This window comes from Nocardia sp. NPDC051321 (assembly GCF_044455225.1).
GTDB lineage: Bacteria > Actinomycetota > Actinomycetes > Mycobacteriales > Mycobacteriaceae > Nocardia.
The window spans coordinates 280,981-300,577 of the sequence record NZ_JBITEM010000002.1; the positions used below are offsets into that span (position 1 = coordinate 280,981).

20 protein-coding genes are annotated in these 19,597 nt (G+C 67.0%); 14 read left to right on the forward strand and 6 right to left on the reverse strand.

Annotation, left to right across the window (positions count from 1 at the left end):
- Positions 1–10 precede the first annotated feature (10 nt).
- A complete protein-coding gene (locus ACIA8C_RS05365; RefSeq protein WP_397131124.1) occupies positions 11–742 on the forward strand; it encodes an SDR family NAD(P)-dependent oxidoreductase in 732 nt (243 codons plus the stop codon).
- Here the strand turns inward: ACIA8C_RS05365 and ACIA8C_RS05370 are convergent.
- Together ACIA8C_RS05370 and ACIA8C_RS05375 are read right to left on the reverse strand one after the other, a co-directional pair.
- Complete coding sequence (locus ACIA8C_RS05370) at positions 739–1,629, reverse strand: LysR family transcriptional regulator (protein ID WP_397131127.1); 891 nt, start codon at positions 1,627–1,629, stop codon at positions 739–741. The two genes, ACIA8C_RS05365 and ACIA8C_RS05370, sit on opposite strands and share 4 nt — an antisense overlap.
- Positions 1,630–1,698: 69 nt before the next feature.
- A complete protein-coding gene (locus tag ACIA8C_RS05375; protein ID WP_397131129.1) occupies positions 1,699–2,631 on the reverse strand; it encodes an alpha/beta hydrolase in 933 nt (310 codons plus the stop codon).
- Between the two features lie 95 nt (positions 2,632–2,726).
- Between ACIA8C_RS05375 and ACIA8C_RS05380 the strand changes: the two genes are divergently transcribed.
- From ACIA8C_RS05380 to ACIA8C_RS05395, 4 genes are all read left to right on the forward strand, one after another.
- Positions 2,727–3,170 (forward strand): nitroreductase/quinone reductase family protein, encoded by a 444-nt coding sequence (locus ACIA8C_RS05380; RefSeq protein WP_397131132.1) that lies wholly within the window; start codon positions 2,727–2,729, stop codon positions 3,168–3,170.
- A 113-nt stretch (positions 3,171–3,283) separates the two neighbouring features.
- Positions 3,284–3,775, forward strand: coding sequence for a MarR family transcriptional regulator (locus tag ACIA8C_RS05385; RefSeq protein WP_397131134.1), 492 nt, complete (start codon positions 3,284–3,286; stop codon positions 3,773–3,775).
- A gap of 244 nt (positions 3,776–4,019) precedes the next feature.
- Positions 4,020–4,433: a hypothetical protein gene (locus tag ACIA8C_RS05390; RefSeq protein WP_397131136.1), complete on the forward strand. Its 414-nt coding sequence runs from the start codon at positions 4,020–4,022 to the stop codon at positions 4,431–4,433.
- A 78-nt stretch (positions 4,434–4,511) separates the two neighbouring features.
- Complete coding sequence (locus ACIA8C_RS05395) at positions 4,512–4,922, forward strand: hypothetical protein (RefSeq protein WP_397131138.1); 411 nt, start codon at positions 4,512–4,514, stop codon at positions 4,920–4,922.
- A gap of 21 nt (positions 4,923–4,943) precedes the next feature.
- On the opposite strand, the gene ACIA8C_RS05400 is transcribed toward ACIA8C_RS05395, so the two are convergent.
- Positions 4,944–5,573, reverse strand: a complete 630-nt coding sequence (locus ACIA8C_RS05400) for a glyoxalase (RefSeq protein ID WP_397131140.1) — start codon at positions 5,571–5,573, stop codon at positions 4,944–4,946.
- Positions 5,574–5,773: 200 nt separating this feature from the next.
- On the opposite strand from ACIA8C_RS05400, the gene ACIA8C_RS05405 reads away from it, so the two are divergent.
- On the forward strand, positions 5,774–7,078 hold the full coding sequence (locus ACIA8C_RS05405) for a glycosyltransferase 87 family protein (RefSeq protein WP_397131143.1): 1,305 nt from the start codon (positions 5,774–5,776) through the stop codon (positions 7,076–7,078).
- A gap of 47 nt (positions 7,079–7,125) precedes the next feature.
- Here the strand turns inward: ACIA8C_RS05405 and ACIA8C_RS05410 are convergent, their stop codons facing one another.
- Entirely contained in the window at positions 7,126–7,524 is a 399-nt protein-coding gene (locus ACIA8C_RS05410) for a VOC family protein (protein ID WP_397131145.1), read from the reverse strand.
- 89 nt (positions 7,525–7,613) lie between these two features.
- Between ACIA8C_RS05410 and ACIA8C_RS05415 the strand changes: the two genes are divergently transcribed.
- The 6 genes from ACIA8C_RS05415 to ACIA8C_RS05440 all read left to right on the forward strand — a co-directional run bounded on the left by ACIA8C_RS05415 (position 7,614) and on the right by ACIA8C_RS05440 (position 15,126).
- Positions 7,614–8,621, forward strand: coding sequence for a helix-turn-helix transcriptional regulator (locus ACIA8C_RS05415; RefSeq protein ID WP_397131147.1), 1,008 nt, complete (start codon positions 7,614–7,616; stop codon positions 8,619–8,621).
- 105 nt (positions 8,622–8,726) lie between these two features.
- Positions 8,727–9,467 (forward strand): alpha/beta hydrolase family protein, encoded by a 741-nt coding sequence (locus ACIA8C_RS05420; RefSeq protein ID WP_397131149.1) that lies wholly within the window; start codon positions 8,727–8,729, stop codon positions 9,465–9,467.
- A gap of 130 nt (positions 9,468–9,597) precedes the next feature.
- Positions 9,598–11,055 (forward strand): AMP nucleosidase, encoded by a 1,458-nt coding sequence (locus ACIA8C_RS05425; RefSeq protein ID WP_397131151.1) that lies wholly within the window; start codon positions 9,598–9,600, stop codon positions 11,053–11,055.
- A gap of 440 nt (positions 11,056–11,495) precedes the next feature.
- Entirely contained in the window at positions 11,496–11,996 is a 501-nt protein-coding gene (locus ACIA8C_RS05430) for a hypothetical protein (protein ID WP_397131153.1), read from the forward strand.
- Positions 11,997–12,083: 87 nt separating this feature from the next.
- The gene (locus ACIA8C_RS05435) at positions 12,084–13,466 is read left to right on the forward strand and encodes a CAP domain-containing protein (RefSeq protein ID WP_397131816.1); all 1,383 of its coding nucleotides are present in this window, start codon (positions 12,084–12,086) and stop codon (positions 13,464–13,466) included.
- Between the two features lie 190 nt (positions 13,467–13,656).
- Complete coding sequence (locus tag ACIA8C_RS05440) at positions 13,657–15,126, forward strand: aldehyde dehydrogenase family protein (RefSeq protein ID WP_397131155.1); 1,470 nt, start codon at positions 13,657–13,659, stop codon at positions 15,124–15,126.
- Positions 15,127–15,129: 3 nt separating this feature from the next.
- Here ACIA8C_RS05440 and ACIA8C_RS05445 read toward each other — a convergent pair whose 3' ends face one another.
- Positions 15,130–16,005 (reverse strand): LLM class F420-dependent oxidoreductase, encoded by an 876-nt coding sequence (locus tag ACIA8C_RS05445; RefSeq protein ID WP_397131157.1) that lies wholly within the window; start codon positions 16,003–16,005, stop codon positions 15,130–15,132.
- 206 nt (positions 16,006–16,211) lie between these two features.
- Between ACIA8C_RS05445 and ACIA8C_RS05450 the strand changes: the two genes are divergently transcribed.
- Together ACIA8C_RS05450 and ACIA8C_RS05455 are read left to right on the forward strand one after the other, a co-directional pair.
- Entirely contained in the window at positions 16,212–16,781 is a 570-nt protein-coding gene (locus ACIA8C_RS05450) for a hypothetical protein (RefSeq protein WP_397131159.1), read from the forward strand.
- A 219-nt stretch (positions 16,782–17,000) separates the two neighbouring features.
- The gene (locus ACIA8C_RS05455; protein WP_397131161.1) at positions 17,001–18,050 is read left to right on the forward strand and encodes an alpha/beta hydrolase; all 1,050 of its coding nucleotides are present in this window, start codon (positions 17,001–17,003) and stop codon (positions 18,048–18,050) included.
- Between the two features lie 4 nt (positions 18,051–18,054).
- Here the strand turns inward: ACIA8C_RS05455 and ACIA8C_RS05460 are convergent, their stop codons facing one another.
- The gene (locus tag ACIA8C_RS05460) at positions 18,055–19,542 is read right to left on the reverse strand and encodes a protein kinase (RefSeq protein ID WP_397131163.1); all 1,488 of its coding nucleotides are present in this window, start codon (positions 19,540–19,542) and stop codon (positions 18,055–18,057) included.
- Between the last annotated feature and the right edge of the window lie 55 nt (positions 19,543–19,597).

Consider the following 19,597-nt stretch of genomic DNA (forward strand, 5'->3'; position numbering starts at 1 on the left):
GTCACAGAACATGGAATTGCAGGGCAAGACGGCATTGGTCACCGGCGGCACTTCTGGTATCGGTCTGGCGACCGCTCGATTGCTGGCCCGCGCGGGAGCCGAAGTTGTCGTCACCGGCCGTGACGTCGTACGCGGCAAGAACGCCGAGCACGCCGCGCAGGAGGACGGCGCGGTCCGATTCACCCCGGCCGACTTGGCGGATTTGGACTCGGTCGCGGAATTGAGCCGCCAGAGCGGTCCGGTCGACATCCTGGTCAACAACGCGGGCGCTTTTCCCACCGCACTCACCGTCGAACAGAGCCTGCAGGACTACGAACGGATCTTCGACACCAATGTGCGCGGTGCCTATTTCCTGGTCGCCGCGCTCGTGCCGCACATGTTGGAGCGGGGTGAAGGCAGCATCGTCAACGTCACTTCGCTCGCGGCGTTCCGGGGCTTCCCGGGCGCTTCGGTCTACAGCGCGTCCAAAGCCGCGCTGTCCTCGCTGACCCGCACGTGGGCGAAGGAGTTCGCCGATGGCGGCGTGCGGGTCAACAATGTCGCGCCCGGTCCGACCCGCACCGAAGGCGTGGTCGCCGAATGGGGTGCGGACGGAAACGAAGGCGTGGCAAAGGATTTGGGGCTCGCCCGGACCGCCGAGTCACGCGAGATCGCCGAGGCGATCTACTTCCTCGCCTCGCCGCGTGCCAGCTACATCACCGGCACCACGATCCACGTCGACGCGGGCGGCGCGGTCTTCTAGGACGCCGGTGCGAACGACCTGGCCCAACTCTGCTGACGCAGCTGGGCGAGCAGGGCTGCCTCCGCCGCGCCCACCGTGGACCGGACCACGGCGATGACGGGCTGGGTCACGGCCGGGGACACCGGCCGCACGAGGTGCTCGTGGCTGGGCGGCACCGCGGAGGACGGGACGAGCGTCACCCCAAGCCCCTGCGCGGCCCAGCGCACGGCCGTCGCCGTCTGGGATACGCGGGCAGCCGTGGTCGGGGTCAACTCGTTGTCCCGCAACACCTTCAGCAGCACGCGGTCGAGCGCGCTGTCCCGGTCGAACCGCACCCACGGCTCGCCAGCCAGTTCGCGCAGCTCGACCCGGTCCGCGGCGAGCAGTCGGTGTCCGGCGCCGAGCACCACGACGAACTCTTCGTCGCCGAGGTGGTGGGCGTCCTCTGGGGTCCGCTCGCACTCCGCCATCAGCGCGAGATCGAGCATGCCCCGACGACACAGCCGATCCAGCTCGGACGAACTCGGCTCCTCGAAGACGGTGACCTCCAGCCGCGGGAAGCGGCGACGCAGCGCGCTGAGCGCACCCGGCAGCTGCCTGGCACCGAACCCGAGCTGCGCGGCGACCACCAGCTCGCCGACCAGCTCGTCGGCACCGGCTCGCGCCGTCGCCCGCGCCCGCCGGGACGCGCTCACCGCGATCTCCGCCTCGCGCAGGAACGCGTGGCCGACCGCGGTGGGCACCAGCCCGGTCGGCGTGCGGTCGAACAGCTGCACGCCGAGTTCCCGCTCCAGACCGCGGATCTGCTGGGACATCGACGGTTGCGCGACGTGCAGCAGCTCCGCGGCCGCCGTCACCGAGCCCGCCTCGGCGACGGCCAGGGCGTACTCGTACTGACGAAGGCTCATCGGCTCCCGTTCCCTCCGTGCGGTGGACCGCGGTTAGTGACAAGCGCTACAACACGAGACGCGCCACGTTTACTCCACACGTGCCTCGTCCGCGGGCACTGAGCCGAGCAACTGTCGCTGCAGGAAGGACAGTTCGGCTTCGACGGCCTGTTCGTGCGCGTCGAGAAACGGGGTGTAGTGCCCGCCGGGTAGGCGAACCACCTCCGCCCGGGCCGCCCGGCGCGCGGCCCGCACCGAGGGCTCCGGCGGCGCGGTCTGATCCTGGTCGCCCACGAGCACGAGCAGCGGGCAGGTGATGTGAGCGGCGTGGCGGCCGGGGCGGTACAGGGCGATCCGGAGTCCGGTGCGTGCGGCGACGACCTGCTGCCACTCCGGATACCTGTTGCCCGGGTTGAGCGCTCGGTCGCCATCACGACTGTCCGGCGTGGTGAGCATGGCGACCGTGCCCGGCGCTCCGGCGAGCGGCACCAGCAGCGGTCGTCGTCCGACCAGTCCGCCGAGCGCGTCGACGATGCCGCGGCCCAGGTACCGCAGCATGGCGAGCGGCCGCTGATGACGTCCAGACATGGCGGCCGCGGTCACCCCATCGGTGAGCGGTGTCTGCGCGATCGCCGCGCCGAGCCGCGGATTCCGGGCCGCCGCGCGCCAGACGTGCCCGCCTGAGAGGGAGAATCCCCAGATCGCGATCCGGTGTGTTGCCACGTCCGGCAGTGTCGCGGCGTAGGCGATCGCGGCCTCCAGGTCGGCGAGCTGCTCGGGTATGCGGACGACCTGGCGCGGTGTCCCGCCGCTCTCCCCGAGATGCCGGTAGTCGAACGCGAGCACGGTGAACCCCGCGGCGTGAAATCGGCGGGCAAACCGATCTGTACCAGGCTCTTTGGTGACCGCGCCACCGGCAGACATGACCACGCAGGCGCCGTTGCTTCCGCGATAGTGCCAGCCGACGCACTCGGTGTCGCCGCTGCTGAAGCGCACCTTCGTCCGTTCCGAATCCTCTTGCATGTCAACCTCCGACCGAAGCAAATATCGTATGAGTTTGATACTATACTGAAATCGTAGTTTACGGATGCGATACTTTCTGAGAAGGGTGCCAGGCCATGAACGCAGACAGCCACCGCCGGATGACCAACACGATCAACAAGGTCATCGTCGGATTGCAGCGCAGGGGAGTGGCTTTCGGGCCGATGCAACTGCTCACGGTCAAGGGGCGACGGACCGGACAACCGCGCACGTTCCCGATCGCGGTGAACAAACTGGGGGACGGCCGATACATCTTCCAGGCCTTTCCGAAGGCCGCGTGGGTGGCGAACGCGCGGGAGGCGGACACCGTCACGCTGACCCGGGGGCGCAAGTCGTCGACCGCCCGCCTGGTCGAGGTGCCGGTGGAGCAACGTCGTCCACTGCTGCGCGAACTGGTGACGTCCAGCCCGGCGAGTGTCGGCAACCGCTTCGTCACCACCGGCCTGGCCGATGCCGCAACGCCGGACGGGATCGCCGCGGCGGCGCATCGGATCGCGGTATTCCGCGTCGAACCGGCCTGATCTGATCGGCCGGGTTCGTCGAGTACACGCCGACCCGGTCTCGGTGGCATCGAATGGTCCGGCGCCGCGATACGATACGGAATCCATACAAACTGACGTGAGAGTAGTGCTGTGTGAGTTCAGGAGCGGATCGGACCGTGGCGCGGCAGCGACGGCAACTCACTGTTGCCGTCAAAGAAGCGGTGCGCGACTTGAACATTCAGCTGTCGCTGCTCAACCGCAGATTCGGCAACCGGGTCGAGCTCAGGGACATCGACTGGACCTGCCTCGACCTCGTCAATCGGTACGGGCCGATGACTCCGACCGCGTTGGCGCGCCAGGCCGGGCTGCATCCGGCGACCCTCACCGGAATTCTCGACCGGCTGCAGAAGGGCGGCTGGATCGAGCGCACGCGTGATACGGAATCGACCGATCGCCGCGCGGTCACCCTGCGCGCGGTGCGCGAACGCAATTCGACGCTTTTCGAGGTGCTCGCCGGAATGAACACCCGAATGGACGACGTCTGCGACCGCTACTCCGAAGCCGAACTCGAGGTGATCGCCGACTTCCTGCGCCACACCAGCACGGCAGGACAGGAGTCGGCCGAGGAGTTGGCCGAGGGCTGACGCGATCGGTGTTCGTCTCGAATTCGATTGGCGCAGCTGAACTTCAAGCGCGATTAGGCGGGTCTTAACTTGCCGACATGACTGCGGTGTTTCGCTACGCTGACTCCGAAACAGCTGCCGCTGCGCAATGGTGCGCTATCGCCGGGGGTTTGGGGTTCTTGTGGTCGTGCGTGTGGTGCGGCCATGAATGTTGTTATGCGGGAAGGGTTATCGAGTGATAAGGGCACGGCGAAGGTGGGCGGGGATGGTGGCAGCGGTGAGTGCTGTGGTGTGCATGGGAGTGGCGGCGGCGCCGGCGCAGGCGGATCCGCTGCCGCAGGTGACGACGGTCGGCACCACGTTGTTCGCGTTCGGCGACGCGAAGGTCTGTGCGGGCCTGATCGACGTGGCGCTGGAGGCGGCGCCGTGGCGGCCCGGTCACGTGCTGGCGCATGTGACGCCGCGGGGGTATCTGGGTGGTCCGTGTGGCAATCAGGTGAAGCTGGGATGGGTGGGGTCGGCGGGCCCGCGGACTCAGGATGTCTGGGTTGGCGCCGATGCGACGCCTGGGGCATCCGTCACGGCGGATCTGTGGGTCGGGATGGGTCCGGCCAAGGTGATGGCGGCGTCTTGGCCGATCAAGGGCACGTTTGCGGAGTGGTATCTGCTGGTGCCGTAGTTCGGCACTTCCTTGACATACCTTTGACTTCAAATTAACTTTGCAATCAAAGGTATATCGGCGCAGGGAGCGTTCGGCATGGTCCACGAAGAGTCAACGCCACCCGCGACGGGCCGCATCCTGACAATCGGTCTACATCCGAAATCCCTTGACTACAGCCAATTCCCGGACCTGGACGAACCGAAGCTGCTCGCGCGCATCGAAACCGGCCACGCCGCGATGCGCGCGGCAGGCTTCGACGCCGTCTCCTGCTTGGTCGGCGCCGACCCCGACGACGCCGAACGCGACCTCCGCGCACACCTCGCCGAAGGCCCGATCGCCGTCGCGATGATCGGGGGAGCGATCCGGCTGATCCCGGAGCACACCCTGCTGTTCGAACGCATCATCAACGTGCTCAGCGGCACGGTCTTCTGCTTCAACACCTCACCGGAAACGACCGTCGACGCGCTGCGCCGCGCGGGCGTCCCGGCCGCCCTGGCGCCGGAATAGCCGCGAACCGTTCAGCCTCGGCTAGTGCCCGGCTTCCCAGCCGAAACCGTCCGGGTCGGCGAACGGGCCGATACCGCTGCCGAGGACGATCCGATGCGACCCGCTGCCCGCCGGGTCGACGCCGGCGTCCTTGGCGGCGGCCTTGCGCCCGTACAGCGCCAGCTTGACCGACCCGGCCGGCGCCTCGAACTCGACGTACTTGCTACCGAAGCTCTTGCCGACGGTCAGGCCGCGGTCGACGTAGAACTGCTTGGTCGCCTTGACGTTGTCGACGCCGAGGAGCACAACGAAATCGTCGACCTCCCTGGTCGCCGGGCCGGTGTCCTTCTTCGCCGACGTCGCGATCTTCCAGATCGCCCCGTCCGGCGCCTGGACCACGCCGCCGTAACCCCAGAAGCTCTTCTTGGCCGGCTTCACCGTCGTCGCGCCCGCGTCGAGCGCGGTGCCGATGAGGCTGTCGACGGTGCTCGGCTGCGACACCACGAGCGAGAGGATATAGCCGCGGAATCCGGAGGTCGGTGCCTCGGCCGCGCGGACGCGCAGTTGGTCGCCGAGCCCGAACGCGGCGGCGTAGAAAGCGGTGGCGGCCGCGGTGTCGGGCACCTCGAGGGTGACGGCTTCGATAGTGGTCTGATCAGTGCTGATGTTCATGAGGGCAACGCTATGCGCCGGGCGGTAACCGGCGCTTCTCGATTCCTGATCACCTGTTTTCTCGAGGCCCGGCGATACGCGTGCCGGTCGTGTACCCGCGCACGTCCGTGGGTATGCCCAGTTGCGGTCCCGCTGGAAAGAGCGCCCGAGCGCCGCTAGCGTGGGGTGGCGCGAACGAAGTCCGATATCTGGGAGATAGTTTGTCGAGTTCGACCATCGAGAATATTGAGTCCGCCGCCGCACCGAATGCTTCGCCGCGCACCATCGCGCCGGTGGTGTGGTGGACGATCGTAGTGACGGGTGTCGTCGCGGGCGGGTACTACCTGGTGCAGACGCTCGAGCATCGGCAGGTGATGCTGCATCTGATCGACCTGAGCGTCTATCAGATCGCCGGCGACCGAGTGAGCCATCATGTTTCGGTCTACGACAGTCCGCTACTCGGCAACACCCGAGGCGTCTGGGAGTTCGTCTACACGCCGTTCGCCGCGCTGCTGTTCGTTCCGCTGCGCTGGCTACGCGGTGATCTGTACACGGTCGTCGGTGGACTCGGCAATTTCGTGCTGCTTGCCGTGTCGTGCTGGGTGGCACTGTCGATGCTCGGCTATCGACGCGACCGTCGGCTGGCCGTCGCGGCCGTCGCGATCGCCGGACTGCTGCTGTGGTGCGAGCCGATCCGCATGACCATGGCCTTCGGTCAGGTCAATATTCTCCTGCTGCTGATCGTCATCGTGGATATGGCGTTGCCTGACACGTCGCGGTGGAAGGGCGTGCTGACCGGTATTGCCGCGGGCATCAAACTGACTCCGGCTTTCTTCGTGCTCTATCTGCTGGTCACCCGGCGTTACCGGGCGGCGGCGACTGCGCTGGGATCGTTCGCGGCGACGATGGTGATCGGTTTCGCTGTGCTGCCGAAGGATTCGCTGACCTACTGGAGCGGCGCCTTCATGGACCCGCAGCGCGTCGGCATACCCGCGAACCTGTCGAACGAGTCGTTGCGCGGCATGATCGCGCGCTCGGTCGGCGTCGAGGGCGCGCATCAACTGCTTTGGCTGGTCGGCGCGGCCGCGATGGCGGCAGTCTGCCTGTACCTGGCGCGTAGGCTCTCGCAGAGCGGACGCGAGCTGCCCGCCGTGGTCTGCGTCGGCGTCACCATGACAGCGGTTTCGCCGTTCAGCTGGGTACACCACTGGGTCTGGCTCGCACCACTTCTCATCTACCTAGGCGATCTGGCGCTACGCCGCCGCGGCCTCATCGCCCCACTCGCTTTCATCGCGACCGCCCTCGTAGTCTCCAGCGGCGTACTGACCTTCTACGATCCGACCATAGTCAGCATCTTCGACTACGCCGACCGAGCCCGCCCAAGCCTGCTCTACCGCAACGCCTACCTCTGGTTGACGGTCGTCCTCCTCGCGGCCGCCGCCTTAGCCCTACGCCGATCCCCAACCCCCACACCCCCTCCGGTCGGCACGCTCTCCCCACGCGCGGAATCCACCGCCGGCAGTTGACCGTTGGCCGCCCGTCCGGACCGGAGGTTGGGGGCGTCGAGATCAGTTCAGCGAGTGAACTTTTCGATGGCGGTCGGGGTTACGGGGGTGAAGAAGTTGATGAGGTTGCCGTCTGGGTCGCGGAATAGGAGGGCGCGGTTGCCCCAGGGCATGGTGGTGGGCTCGTTGACGAAGTCGGTGACGAATGCGGTGAGGTTTTTGTACACGGTGTCTACGTCGTCGACCAAAAATTCGAGGATGACGCTCTGGTTGGCGGCGGGGTGGGCGGAGCCGGGGGCGAACAGGGGGACGGTGCGGGTGCTGGCGATGGCGAGGGTGGCGGAGGTGGTTTCGAGTTCGGCGAAGTCTTCGGTGGACCAGTTCGCTCGGAGGCCGGTGGCGCGTTCGTAGAAGTCGACGAGGCGGGTGATGTCGCCGGTGATGATGCGGATCGAGACGAAGTTCATGGGTTTCTCCTGATCGGTCGGTGCTGTTGACCAAAGGTTATGACTGATACTGGACAGAATCCGCCCGGTATCAGAGAGAGACTTTCGTCATGTCCCGACCGATCGCTCGCGTGCTCACCCTGCTGGAGCTCTTGCAGGCGGGCGGCACCCGGACCGTGGCCGAACTCGCCGACCGACTCGACGTCGACGAGCGCACGGTGCGCCGGTACGTCGACCACCTGCTCGACCTCGACGTGCCCGTCGAGTCGGTGCGCGGACGCTACGGCGGCTACCGGCTCGCCTCCGGTTACCGCATGCCGCCGCTCATGCTGAGCGATGATGAAGCGCTGGCCGTGCTGCTCGGCCTGGTCGCGGGCCGGCGCGCGGGCTTGCTGACGAGCACGGGCTCGGCCAGCGAAACGGCGGCGGCGAAGATTCGGCGGGTGCTGCCGGAGCGACTCGGGCGCAAGCTCGATGCCGTGCTCGGCTCGCTCGCCTTCACCGCGCCGCCCGGCGAGACGACCGTCCCGGAGACCGCGGTCCTGCTCACGATCGCCGACGCGGTGCGTCAGCACTGGCCGATCTCGATCCGGTACACCGCCGCCGACGGCCGCCGCAGCGAACGCACGCTGCACCCATACGGACTCGTCGCGCACTCGGGTAAGTGGTACGTGACGGGTGCGGATCCCGCGATCGGCGAAGACCGGACTTTCCGGCTGGATCGCATTGCTGCCGCACGGACCATGCCCGGATCGTTCGAGCCGCCTGCCGAATTCGACCCGGCGCAGCGCGTGCTGACCGGACTGGCCACCGCGCCGTACCGACACGAGGTGACGCTCCGCATCCAAGGCACCGCCGAGCAGATCCGCACCCGACTTCCCGCCAGCGTCGCGATCGTGACGGAGAGCGGCGCGGATGCGGACTGGTCCCGCGTCGAACTGCGTGCGGAAAGCCTCGACTGGCTGCCCGCCGTGCTCGCGTCGCTGGACCTGCCCTTCGTCATCGAACGACCCGATGAGCTCCGCACCCTCGTCGCGGCGTTCGCCGCCCGACTCTTGCGTTCGGCCGAACGGAATCCCGGGCAGACTGGAGCGCATGGCGATGGTCACCATTCCTAAAGCGATACCCCGGGACGAACCCGAACTCCTCCACGAATTCCGCATCGAGGGCGCCTACGTCGACGACATCTTCATGGCCCGCACGATCTGAGAGGAGAGTGGCCGATGACCGATCACCAGAGTTTCGAGCAACAGGAACAAGCGGTAATCGAGCGTCTACTGCGGCAGAGCGGCGACATGGGCGCCGTCACCTCCTACGGCTCGCACCCGGACCAGGTGATCGAAGTATTCGGCGAATCGGGGCCGACCGTGGTGTTCGTCCACGGCGGCTACTTTCGACCCGACACCGATCGGACCCACGCCAGGCCGTTCGCCCGCGCCCTGGCCGGTGCCGGTCTGCGCGTCGTGCTGTTGGAATATCGGCGTGTACCAGGCAATCCCAGGGCGGCGATCGAGGATCTGGACCTGTTCGAGACGCGCTTGGACGCACCGGCGTTGTGGGTCGGCCACTCCGCGGGCGGCATGCTGGCGCTGGCCCGGGCTTACCGAGGACAGGCCGCAATCCTGGCCCTGGCACCGGTAGCGGATCTAGCCCGCGCAGCCCGACTCCGCCTGTCCGGCGACGCGGTCACCACCTGGATGGGCGGGACTCCCGAACAGCAGCCGCGCCGGTACGCCGACCTGGACCCCCAGGTACGCCTGCCACCGCGCCCACCCGGCGTGCTCTTGGTGCACGGCAGCAACGATCAATCCGTGCCCGTCGCGTTGAGCCAGGACAGCCCCGCCGAATCGGTCGTCCTGCCGGACGCCCACCACTTCGATCTCATCGACCCCGAGTCCGAAAAGTGGACCCAGATACTGGAATTGGTGCTCTCAGCGGTGCAGGAGCTGGCTCATAGCCAATGAGCCGGCTCGCCGCCGCGATGAAACTTTGCGCCCGGTACGGCGAACATCTCGCGTGCGAGCCGCAGCCGGGTAGGCCCGGTGAAATACGGTGTCCTTGCGACAACTTTCCGAACGCGACGCAGGGAGACTTATGCCGAATCGGCCACTAGCCAGTTCGTTGACCAGCGCCGAGGCACTGGATCAGCTGGAAACGCGCTATCAGCGGTCCGTCGACGCGTTGCGCGAGGCGATCCGGGCCTTCGTCGAGAACGGCACGGTGCCCGACGAGGCAACCCGCGACGCGGGCCTGTTCGTCTATCCCGAACTGCGCATCAGCTGGGACGGCGCCGCACCGCCGAAGAACCGCTCCCGCGCGTGGGGACGATTCACCAGGCCGGGCAGTTATGCCACCACGATCACCCGCCCGGACCTGCTGCGCCACTACCTGACCGAACAACTCGAGATGATCGAGCGCGACTACGAGGTGCGCATCGAGGTATCGCCGTCCCGGCAGGAGATCCCGTTTCCCTACGTGATCGATCGCGCCGATCTCACGCTGGACAGCTCGATGGCCGCGGTGATGGCCCGGTATTTCCCGACCACCGATCTGGCCAGCATCGGCGACGAGACCGCCGACGGCATCTTCAATGCCATCGACACCTTTCCGCTCAGTCATTTCGACGCGCTGCGCACCGATTTCTCGCTGGCCCGACTGCAGCATTACACCGGAACGCCGGTGGACCATTTCCAGCCCTTCGTGCTGTTCACCAACTACACGCGGTACGTCGACGAATTCGTGCGCTGGGCCTGCGAGCAGATCGCCGACCCCGACAGCCCCTACGATGGCCTCTCCTGTCCGGGCGGCACCGTGGTCACCGCCGAAACCCTCGGCGCGGCAACAGCTTCGGATCTCGCCTGGAAGAAACACCAGATGCCTGCCTGGCATCTGAGGTCCGCCGATCGACGCGGCATCACCCTGGTGAACATCGGCGTCGGGCCGTCGAACGCGAAAACCATCTGCGATCACCTGGCGGTGCTGCGCCCGCACGCGTGGCTGATGATCGGCCACTGCGGTGGCCTGCGGGAGAGCCAGGCGATCGGCGACTATGTGCTCGCCCACGCGTATCTGCGCGACGACCACGTGCTGGATTCGGTACTGCCGCCGGACATTCCGATCCCCAGCATCGCCGAGGTGCAGCGGGCGCTGTACGACGCCACCAAGATTGTCAGCGGCATGCCCGGCGAAGCGGTGAAGCAGCGCTTGCGCACCGGCACCGTGGTGACCACCGACGACCGGAACTGGGAACTGCGCTACTCCGCGTCGGCCTTGCGTTTCAACCTGAGTCGCGCGGTCGCCATCGATATGGAAAGCGCCACGATCGCCGCGCAGGGATATCGCTTCCGGGTGCCCTACGGCACTTTGCTGTGCGTCTCGGATAAGCCGCTGCACGGCGAAATAAAACTGCCCGGCCAGGCCAACCGCTTCTACGAAGGGGCCATCTCCGAGCACCTGCAGATCGGCATCCGTGCGGTGGAACTGTTGCGCGCCGAGGGGGATCGGCTGCATTCGCGCAAGCTGCGCACCTTCAACGAGCCGCCGTTCCGGTAACTGTTGCCAGCCACCACAGCCCGGCAGATCAGCGTCCCTGATCGCCGGGCTGCGCTGTGTCGTGCCGAAGGACGCGCGGCAGCATGCACACCACGCCCGAGCGCGGCTTGGTCCGTCGCCCAGCCGGGCGGTCGGCAGCATGTCATCGAGGTCGTTCGTGATCCGATGTGATCGGGGCGTGATCGGACCGTGATCGCCTGTGTCGCTGTTAATCAGCCCTCAACTCGATTTTAGAATTCGGCCTACAACTCGTGGGTTGCCGCGCCGAGTTCTAACCTCGAACGCGGGATCAACAATTTGGTGGCACCGGCGAGCTAGGCCACCCGACCAACGGTGATCGGTAGGTCCCGACATGCAGCTCGACTCGGCAGCACCGAGCCTGTGCCTTTGGGGGACAGGCGATCCGACACGCGATCGACCAACTCCGAAAGAAGCGTCTCATGGGTAAGCACAGCGCACCTAGCAAAAACCAGATCCCGGCCCGATTGGCAATTCTGTCGACGGCCACCCTGATCGGCCTCGGCGTCTCGGCGCACAGCGGAGCGGGACAGGCCGTCGCGGAAACGACGACCACCGTCGCCGACGCGAGCGACCACGTGGCGCCGGCGCCCGCCAAGGCGAAGCGGGTACTCGCCGCGAACGGGCAGGGCCACCACAGCCGAAATGTGGCGCCGCCCAAGAAGAAGAAGCCCGGCGCCAAGCCGAAGGGCAAGCCCGCGGCGGACAAGCCTGCGGCCGACCCGCTGGAGCTGCTGAACAGCGGCAGTGCCACGCTCACCGGTTTGGCGAAGAGCCTGAACACCGGCAGTGCCGCCGTCGCGCCGCTGGCCAAGGCGCTCGGCACCGGCAGCACGGCGGCCGCGGGCAGCGCCGCGACCGGCAGCAAGGCGGCGGGTGGCCTCGCGCCCCTGCTCGGCCTGCTCTCCGGCAGCGCTCTCTGATTTCGAGCGCCGCACGGCCGCCAACCAGCAACAAGAAGGCATTTCATGGGTAAGCACAGTGCACCGCGGAAACTTTCGCCGGGAACAATGCTCACATTGTCGACCGCTTTCGGAGTATCAGCTTTCGCTGCGACTTTTGCTGGAGCTCCTTCGGCCTCGGCGGGCCCCGATTCGCCCGCCGATGAGGTGATCAGCCTGACCAACGCTGCACGCACCAAAGCCGGCTGCTCTGCTTTGAAATCCGAAGAGCATCTCACCGAAGCCGCGCAGGCCCACACCAAGGACATGGCGGCCAGCGGCAATCTGGACCACAACTCGTCGAAAGGTGATCCGGGCGACCGGATCAGCGCGGCGGGCTACAAGGCGCAGACCTGGGCCGAGAACATCGCCGAGGGGCAGACCAGTGCGTCCGAGGTGGTCGACGCGTGGATGAACAGCGAAGGCCACCGCGCGAACATCCTGAACTGCGGACTCAAGGACATCGGTGTCGGCTACGCCAAGAGCGGCGACGGCACCGCCTACTGGACACAGGATTTCGGCGCGAGCAACGGCTCCGACAAGGACAAAGATAAAGACAAGGACAAGGACAAGGACAAGAAGAAAGACAAGGACAAGCCGTCCGGGGGAGACAAGGACAAGCCCTCTGATGGTGACAAGGACAAGCCCGGCGGCGGTGACAAGGACAAGCCCGGCGGCGGTGACAAGGACAAGCCCGGCGGCGGCGACAAAGACAAGCCCGGCGGCGACGGAGACAAAGACAAGCCTGGCGACGACAAGGACAAGCCCGGCGGCGACGAATCCACCGAGGACCCTTCGGATGACGGCTCGCAAGTCCCCTCGGAGGGCGAGGACGATTCGTCCGACGATCCTTCCGGCGACGGCTCCGACGAGTCTTCGGACGGTGCAGGTGATTCGTCCGAGGACCCCTCGGGTGACGGTTCGGACGAGTCTTCGGACGGTGAGGGTGATTCGTCCGAAGACCCGTCGAGTGAGGGTTCGGACGAGTCCGCAGATGACGGAGGTGATTCAGCGGAGGACCCCTGGGGTGAGGGTTCCGACGATTCCTCGGCGGACGGAGGCGATTGGTCCGAGGACTCGTCGGGCGACGGGTCGGACGAATCTGCCGACGACACAGCCGGTTCGCCCGAGGATTCCTGGAGTGACATCTTCTCCGACGACGCAGGCGATTCCTCCGCTTACGGCGATGCGGGCGATGCGTCCGCCGACGGCTTCGATTGGTTCGGGGACGGCGGCGGCGACTCGGCCGACGGTCTCGGAGCCCTCACCGGCGGCGGTGACGACTTCGGCGGTCTCGGCGACCTCCTCGGCGGCCTCGGCGGCGCCGGAGACGCGTTCGGCGGACTCGGCGATGCCGGCGACGCCTTAGGCGGACTCGCCGGTGCGGGTGACGCTTTGGGTGGACTCGGCGGTCTCGGCGATGGCCTCGGCGCACTCGCCGGTGGATTCTAGCCGGTCGGCTATTCCTACTCGATCGCCGAACAGGGTTGACTGCCAACCTTGTTCGGCGATCGCCCGTTATATACCGAAAGCGCCATGATCGTCGGTTCGGACCGGCAGGCCGACATTTGGAAGGACACTGGGGCGGGAGTGCGGAAACCGCACCCGAACGAGAACCTTCCGACGTCGAGGTGGTCGATTCATGCCAACTCCATCAGACCTGCTCGAGCCGACGACGTGGGCAGGCAAGATCTTTCGCGACGGATGGCGCGATGCGGCCAGCACCGCACCGGTCATCGAACCGGCCACCGGCGCCGAGATCGGCCGCCTCGGCATTGCCGGTATCGACGACCTGTCTGCCGCGACCCGATCCGCCGTTGCGAGCCAACGAGACTGGGCCGCCCAGCCGTTCCATGAACGCGCCGCCGTCTTGCGCCGAGCCGGAGATCTGTTCCAGCAGTACGCCTCCGACATACAGCACTGGCTGGTCCGCGAAACAGGATCGGTCCCCGCCAAGGCGACCGTGGAAACCGATGCGGCGGCGCAGGAATGCTTCGAAGCGGCCGCGCTGGCCTCGACGCCGATGGGCGTGCTGTTGCCCACCGAATACGACCGCCTCTCCATGACCCGCCGGGTGCCGGTCGGCGTGGTCGGGGTGATCGCGCCGTTCAACTACCCGCTCATCCTGTCCATCCGTTCCGTCGCGCCCGCCCTCGCCCTCGGCAATGCCGTTGTCCTCAAACCCGATTCGCGCACCGCCGTGTCCGGGGGAGTGGCGCTGGCCCGGGTGTTCGAAGCCGCCGGGCTGCCCGATGGCGTGCTGCAGGTGCTGCCGGGTGGTGCGGATATCGGCGAGGCGTTGGTCACCGATCCGCTCGTCCCCGTCCTCTCGTTCACCGGTTCTACGGCGGTCGGTCGCCGGGTCGGTGAACTGGCCGCGCGCCACCTGAAGCGGGCGCATCTGGAACTCGGCGGCAATTCAGCGTTGATCGTGCTTGACGACGCCGACCTCGCCGCCGCGGCCGGCTTGGGCGCGTTCGGTTCCTTTCTGCACAGTGGCCAGATCTGCATGGCGACCGGCCGCCATCTGGTGCACGAAAGCCTCGTCGACGACTACCTCGCCCTACTCGCCGCCAAGGCCGACGCGCTCCCGGTCGGCGACCCGGCCACCGAACAGGTCGCGCTCGGCCCGGTCATCGACGCGGGCCAGCGCGACAAGATCCATCACCTCGTCACGTCGACGGTCGACGCGGGCGCCCGCCTGGTGGCGGGCGGCAGCTACCGCGACCTGTTCTACCGCCCCACCGTGCTCGCCGGGGTCTCGGCGACGATGCCCGCCTACGCCCAGGAGGTGTTCGGCCCGGTCGCACCCGTCCTCTCGTTCCGCACCGCGGACGAGGCGGTGCGCCTCGCGGCCGACGACGAATATGCGCTCAGCCTCGGCATCGTCACCGCCGACGCGGCGCGGGGTCTGGCCCTCGCCGACCGAATCCCCACGGGGATAGTGCATATCAACGACCAGACCGTCGGCGATGAAGCCGTCGCCCCGTTCGGTGGCTTCGGCGCCTCGGGCACCGGCAGCCGATTCGGCGGTACCGCGGCGAACCTCGAGGCGTTCACCGAAACCCGGTGGATCACCATGCGGCACCGCCCCGCGACCTACCCCTTCTGAGCGTCAGCCGAGTTCGGCGAGCTGCGGCACCGCCGGGGCCATGCTGTCGATCCACGCGGCGGGTGATCCGGTGGTCGGGCTGATGATGACGGCGTGCACGCCGAGCTTCGCGTAATCGGCCATCGTCCGGACGAATTCGTCGCGGGTAGCCGGGGTCGGCCGCGGATTGTTGGCCATGATGGTGATCCGGAGGTCGTCGTAATTCCGGCCGACGTCGTCGCAGTGCCGTCGCAGCACGTCCAGCTTGTGCTCGACATCCGCTGGCGCGCTGCCGAAGAGGTTGCACGCGTCGCCGTACTGCGCGACCAGCCGCAGCGTCTTGCGCTCGCCGCTGCCGCCGATGAGTACCTTGGGACGGTTGATCGGCTGGGGCGCGCAGAGCGTCTCGGCGAGCTGATAATGCTTGCCCTCGAACGGTCCGTTGTTCGCCGGATCCCACATCTGCAGACAGATCCGCAATGCCTCTTCCAGCCGCTCGAATCGTTCGGCGATCGGCGGGTACGGCACGCCCAGCCCGAGGTGCTCGCGCTCGAACCACGCCGCACCGATGCCGAGCGTGGCCCGGCCGCCGGAGAGCACATCGAGGGTGGTGACGATCTTGGCGAGCAGGCCGGGGTGCCGATAGGTCACACCCGTGACGAGCAGGCCGAGTTCGATATTCGAGGTATGCGCGGCCAGGAAGCCGAGCGTGGTGTAGCCCTCGAGCATGTTCGACTCGGCGGGCAGCCCGGTCGGCTCGATCTGGAAGTAGTGGTCCATGAAGGACAGCCAGGTCGCGCCGGACGCCTCCGCCGCGGCACCCACCCTGGCCAGCTCACCGGCGATCGCCGTCGTGCCACCGTCGATATCGAATATCGGAATATGAAAGCCGAGTTCCATGAAAACGATCCCCTCGTATGTCGGCAACTCAGAGGCTCTACGCTACGACCTGGAGTGCACTCCAAGTCAAGGGCTGGCCGGTCACCCGTCCGCACAGGTGCTCCGAGCGGCCGACGCCGCACATGTCCCACGGTTGGCCGAGCGACGAATGTACGTTCGTAGCAGTTCCTAATCGCTGGGAGCCGGTCGACGAGGAAGTAGGTGCGATGCACTGGGACCAGATGACCGCCACGCCGGACGAACTACGCGCGCACGCGAACCGGGTGCGCCGCGCGGCCGGGCAGCTCGGCATGCTGGAGTCGATCATCAACGCGGCGGACGGTCCGTGGCTCGGCGCGATGGATGCCGACGGACGTGGTGCGGCCGAACTCAAAATGCATCTCGCCGGGCGCTACCGCTTGACCGCGGTCGTGACGACCGCCGGAAAGCTCAGTCACGTGCAGATGAACGCGCCGGCCGACGGGCTCGCCGGTGAGCGGGTGCTCTCCGCGAAGACGGCGGCCCGGCGCGGCTGGGACGCCACCGAGGAGATGCCCAAGCAGCCGGACTGGCTCGACTACGTCGTCGCGTGGGTCAGCAAGGCCAGCGAGGACGTCGACCGCCGCGGCGTCATCGAATGGCGCCTGTCCGGCGCCGACCTGAAGCTGGCCGCCATGAACGACACCATCGACAGCATGCGCGCCAGCCTGCTGGAACGCGAACAGCTGCGCGACGAACTCGCCGCCGAGGTCGTCGAACTGCGGAGCGAGCTGGAATCTCTCGACAAGCAAGGGTGATTCACCCGTTCCTGCCCGGAAACTACTGGGACAGTTGCTCGAGGAGGCGATAGCGAAATTCGGAAATGTGGGCGGACACCGTGGCTTTATCGTGGTCCGGCGAACTACTTTCCGCGTGTTTGCTTGACTGCCCGGTGAATTTACCTCACAGTGATCTCGATTCCGCGACCGTCGAGTCGCATTCCCTTGTTTACATTCTTTGGAAACGAGAGGTGAGAGTTGCGTACCGAACGACTCGGTAGGGGTTGGTCGATAAAAACCGGCCGCTCACTAGGTGCTGTTTTTCTCGCGGCCACCGTTCTGGCAGGTCTCGCGATCGGTGCCGCGCCTGCCGCGGTGGCCGAAGATGGTTTCGCGCCAGGCGATGTCCCACTCAGCCGGTATGCCGAACTCGGCCCCTACGAGACGGCGCAAACCACCGCGACGCACAGCTGCGATTCCTCGCCGTACGGGTCGACCATCAACAACACCTGGCGATTCTGGGGAAATCAGTCGGAACTGCAATGCACCAATATATTTCCGTCGGGAACGGATTCACCGATCGGTGTCACCTTCTACTACCCGAAGGACATCGCGAACATGGATCGGCTTCCGGTGCTCGTCTACTCGCCGGGCACCGGCCAGGAACCCGGGTATTACGACGCCAGCGCGCGCTTCTGGGCCAGCTACGGATACGTGATCGCGATGCCGTACGACCTGGTCAATTCGACCCCCGAAATGGGTCTCGGTGGCGTACAGGCTTTGTCGAATGCCAACAAGAATCCGGAAAGCCCGATGTTCGGCAAGGTGGATCTGAGTCGCGTCATCTTCGCCGGACACTCCGGTGGCGGCGGAGCGACTCAGCTCAATGCGAGCCTGCCGCCCGACGCCTGGCACCTCATCGATCCGGACGTGCGGGTTATCGGCGCGGTGCCTACCGAGCCGAGCGCGCTGGCACTTGGCATCCTGCTCACCGTGCCGACCCTTTACCTCACCGGCTGTAACGACGGCCTCGTTTGGCATTGGTACTACCCGATGTGGACCCAATACCACACTGCCATAACGGTTCCGGCCTATCTCGCGTGCGTCAGGGGCGGCACGCACATCACCCCCATGGACGACCCGGCGCACAATCCGTTCGCGCCACTCACGCTGGCGTGGATGCAGTATCTCGCGAAGGGCGACAAGGACGCGGCCGGTTATTTCGTCGGCCCGCACTGGACGCTGCCCGGTGACCCCGGCGTGGAATACGTGATGCGCAACGCCCTGGCCGACCAGCTTCCCGAATAGGGCCTTACCGGCGGGCCCGCAACCAGCGGGCCGTCGGTGGGGACAGGGTGAATATCAGCGTCAGCAACAGCAACGCCAGCCCCATGGCCATCGTCCACCCGGTCGTGCCATTCGGGCTGTCGTATTTGAACCGCACGGGAACCAGGCTCGCCAGATAGCCCAGACTTCCCAGCACCACCAATACCCGACCGAACCGCCTGCGGGCCAACAGCATTAACGCGCCGCAGAACAACAGCACCGCCGCGCCCGCGGCCGCGACACCCGCCGCGGCATAGGGCGCGATGTGCGGGTCGCGAAACTCGACGAGCGCGCGGATGACCCGCACCCGCGGGTTCAGCACGACCAGCGCGGCCACGCAACCGAGCAGAAACGCGAGCACGCAGGCACCCATCGCGCTGCCGCGGCCGCTCGCCGGTACCGGCCGGGGTGCGGGCTGCGCCGAAGTGGACTGGACAGCTGGTGCCGGAGTGGGCTTCGCGGCCGGTGGCTGAGTGTGCTTGGCGACCGACGTCGGAGTGGGCTTCGCGGCCGGTGCCGGAGTGGGCTTGGCGACCGCTGTCGGAGTCGGTGCGCTCGGCCGACTCTGACCGTTCTGATTCACCGCCGTCGGCGCTATCCGGCCGGGCGGCGGCGTTATTCGCGCCGGAGCCGCTCGGCCGTGCAGCGAATCCCACGCCACCGAGGTGAACTCTCGGCAGCTGCCGAAACGCTCGCCGGGCCGCTTGGCCATCGCCTTGGCGATCACCTCGTCCAGCGCGGGCGGTGCGTCGGGCCGAACGGAACTGAGTCGCGGCACCGGCTTGCTGATATGCCCGGCGACGACCTGTCCCGGATTGGTCGCCGCGAACGGCGCGTGCCCCGCAAGCAGCGTGAACAGGGTGCAGGCGAGCGAGTACTGATCCGAACGGTGATCGACCGCCTCGCCGGAGAGCTGTTCGGGCGAGGCGTACGCGAGGGTGGCGTTGAACGTCCCACTCACGGTCAGCTGGGTGTTCGAGTCGAGCAGGCGAGCGATGCCGAAATCGGTCAGCACCGCGCGTTCGGCCCGACCCGTGTCCGGCGACGACAACAGGATGTTGGCCGGTTTGATATCGCGGTGCAGCACCCCACGGCTGTGCGCGTAATCGAGCGCGGCGCCGGTTTCGGCGACGATGCGCAAGGCGCGGTCGATCGGCACGTCCCGCGGATTCAGCCGGGCGGCGTCGGACCCGTGGATATATTGCATGGCGATCCACAGGTGCCCGTCGTGGGTGCCCCGGTCGTGAATGCCGACGATGCCCGGATGATCCAGCCGCGCAACAACATTGGCCTCCTGCTCGAACCGCCGCCGCAATTCCGGATCCGCGGAGACCTCCCGGTTGAGCAGCTTGAGGGCGACCCGGCGCGGTAGCCGCGGATGCTGCGCCAAATACACGGTGCCCATCCCGCCCCGGCCGAGCACACCCTCGATGAGGTAGTCCGCGAACGACTCGTTCACTCCGAGCTGTACCACGCCTACCCCTACTCCCTTCGAGCACCACAGTCCGAGGAGGAGTTAACCACCCTCA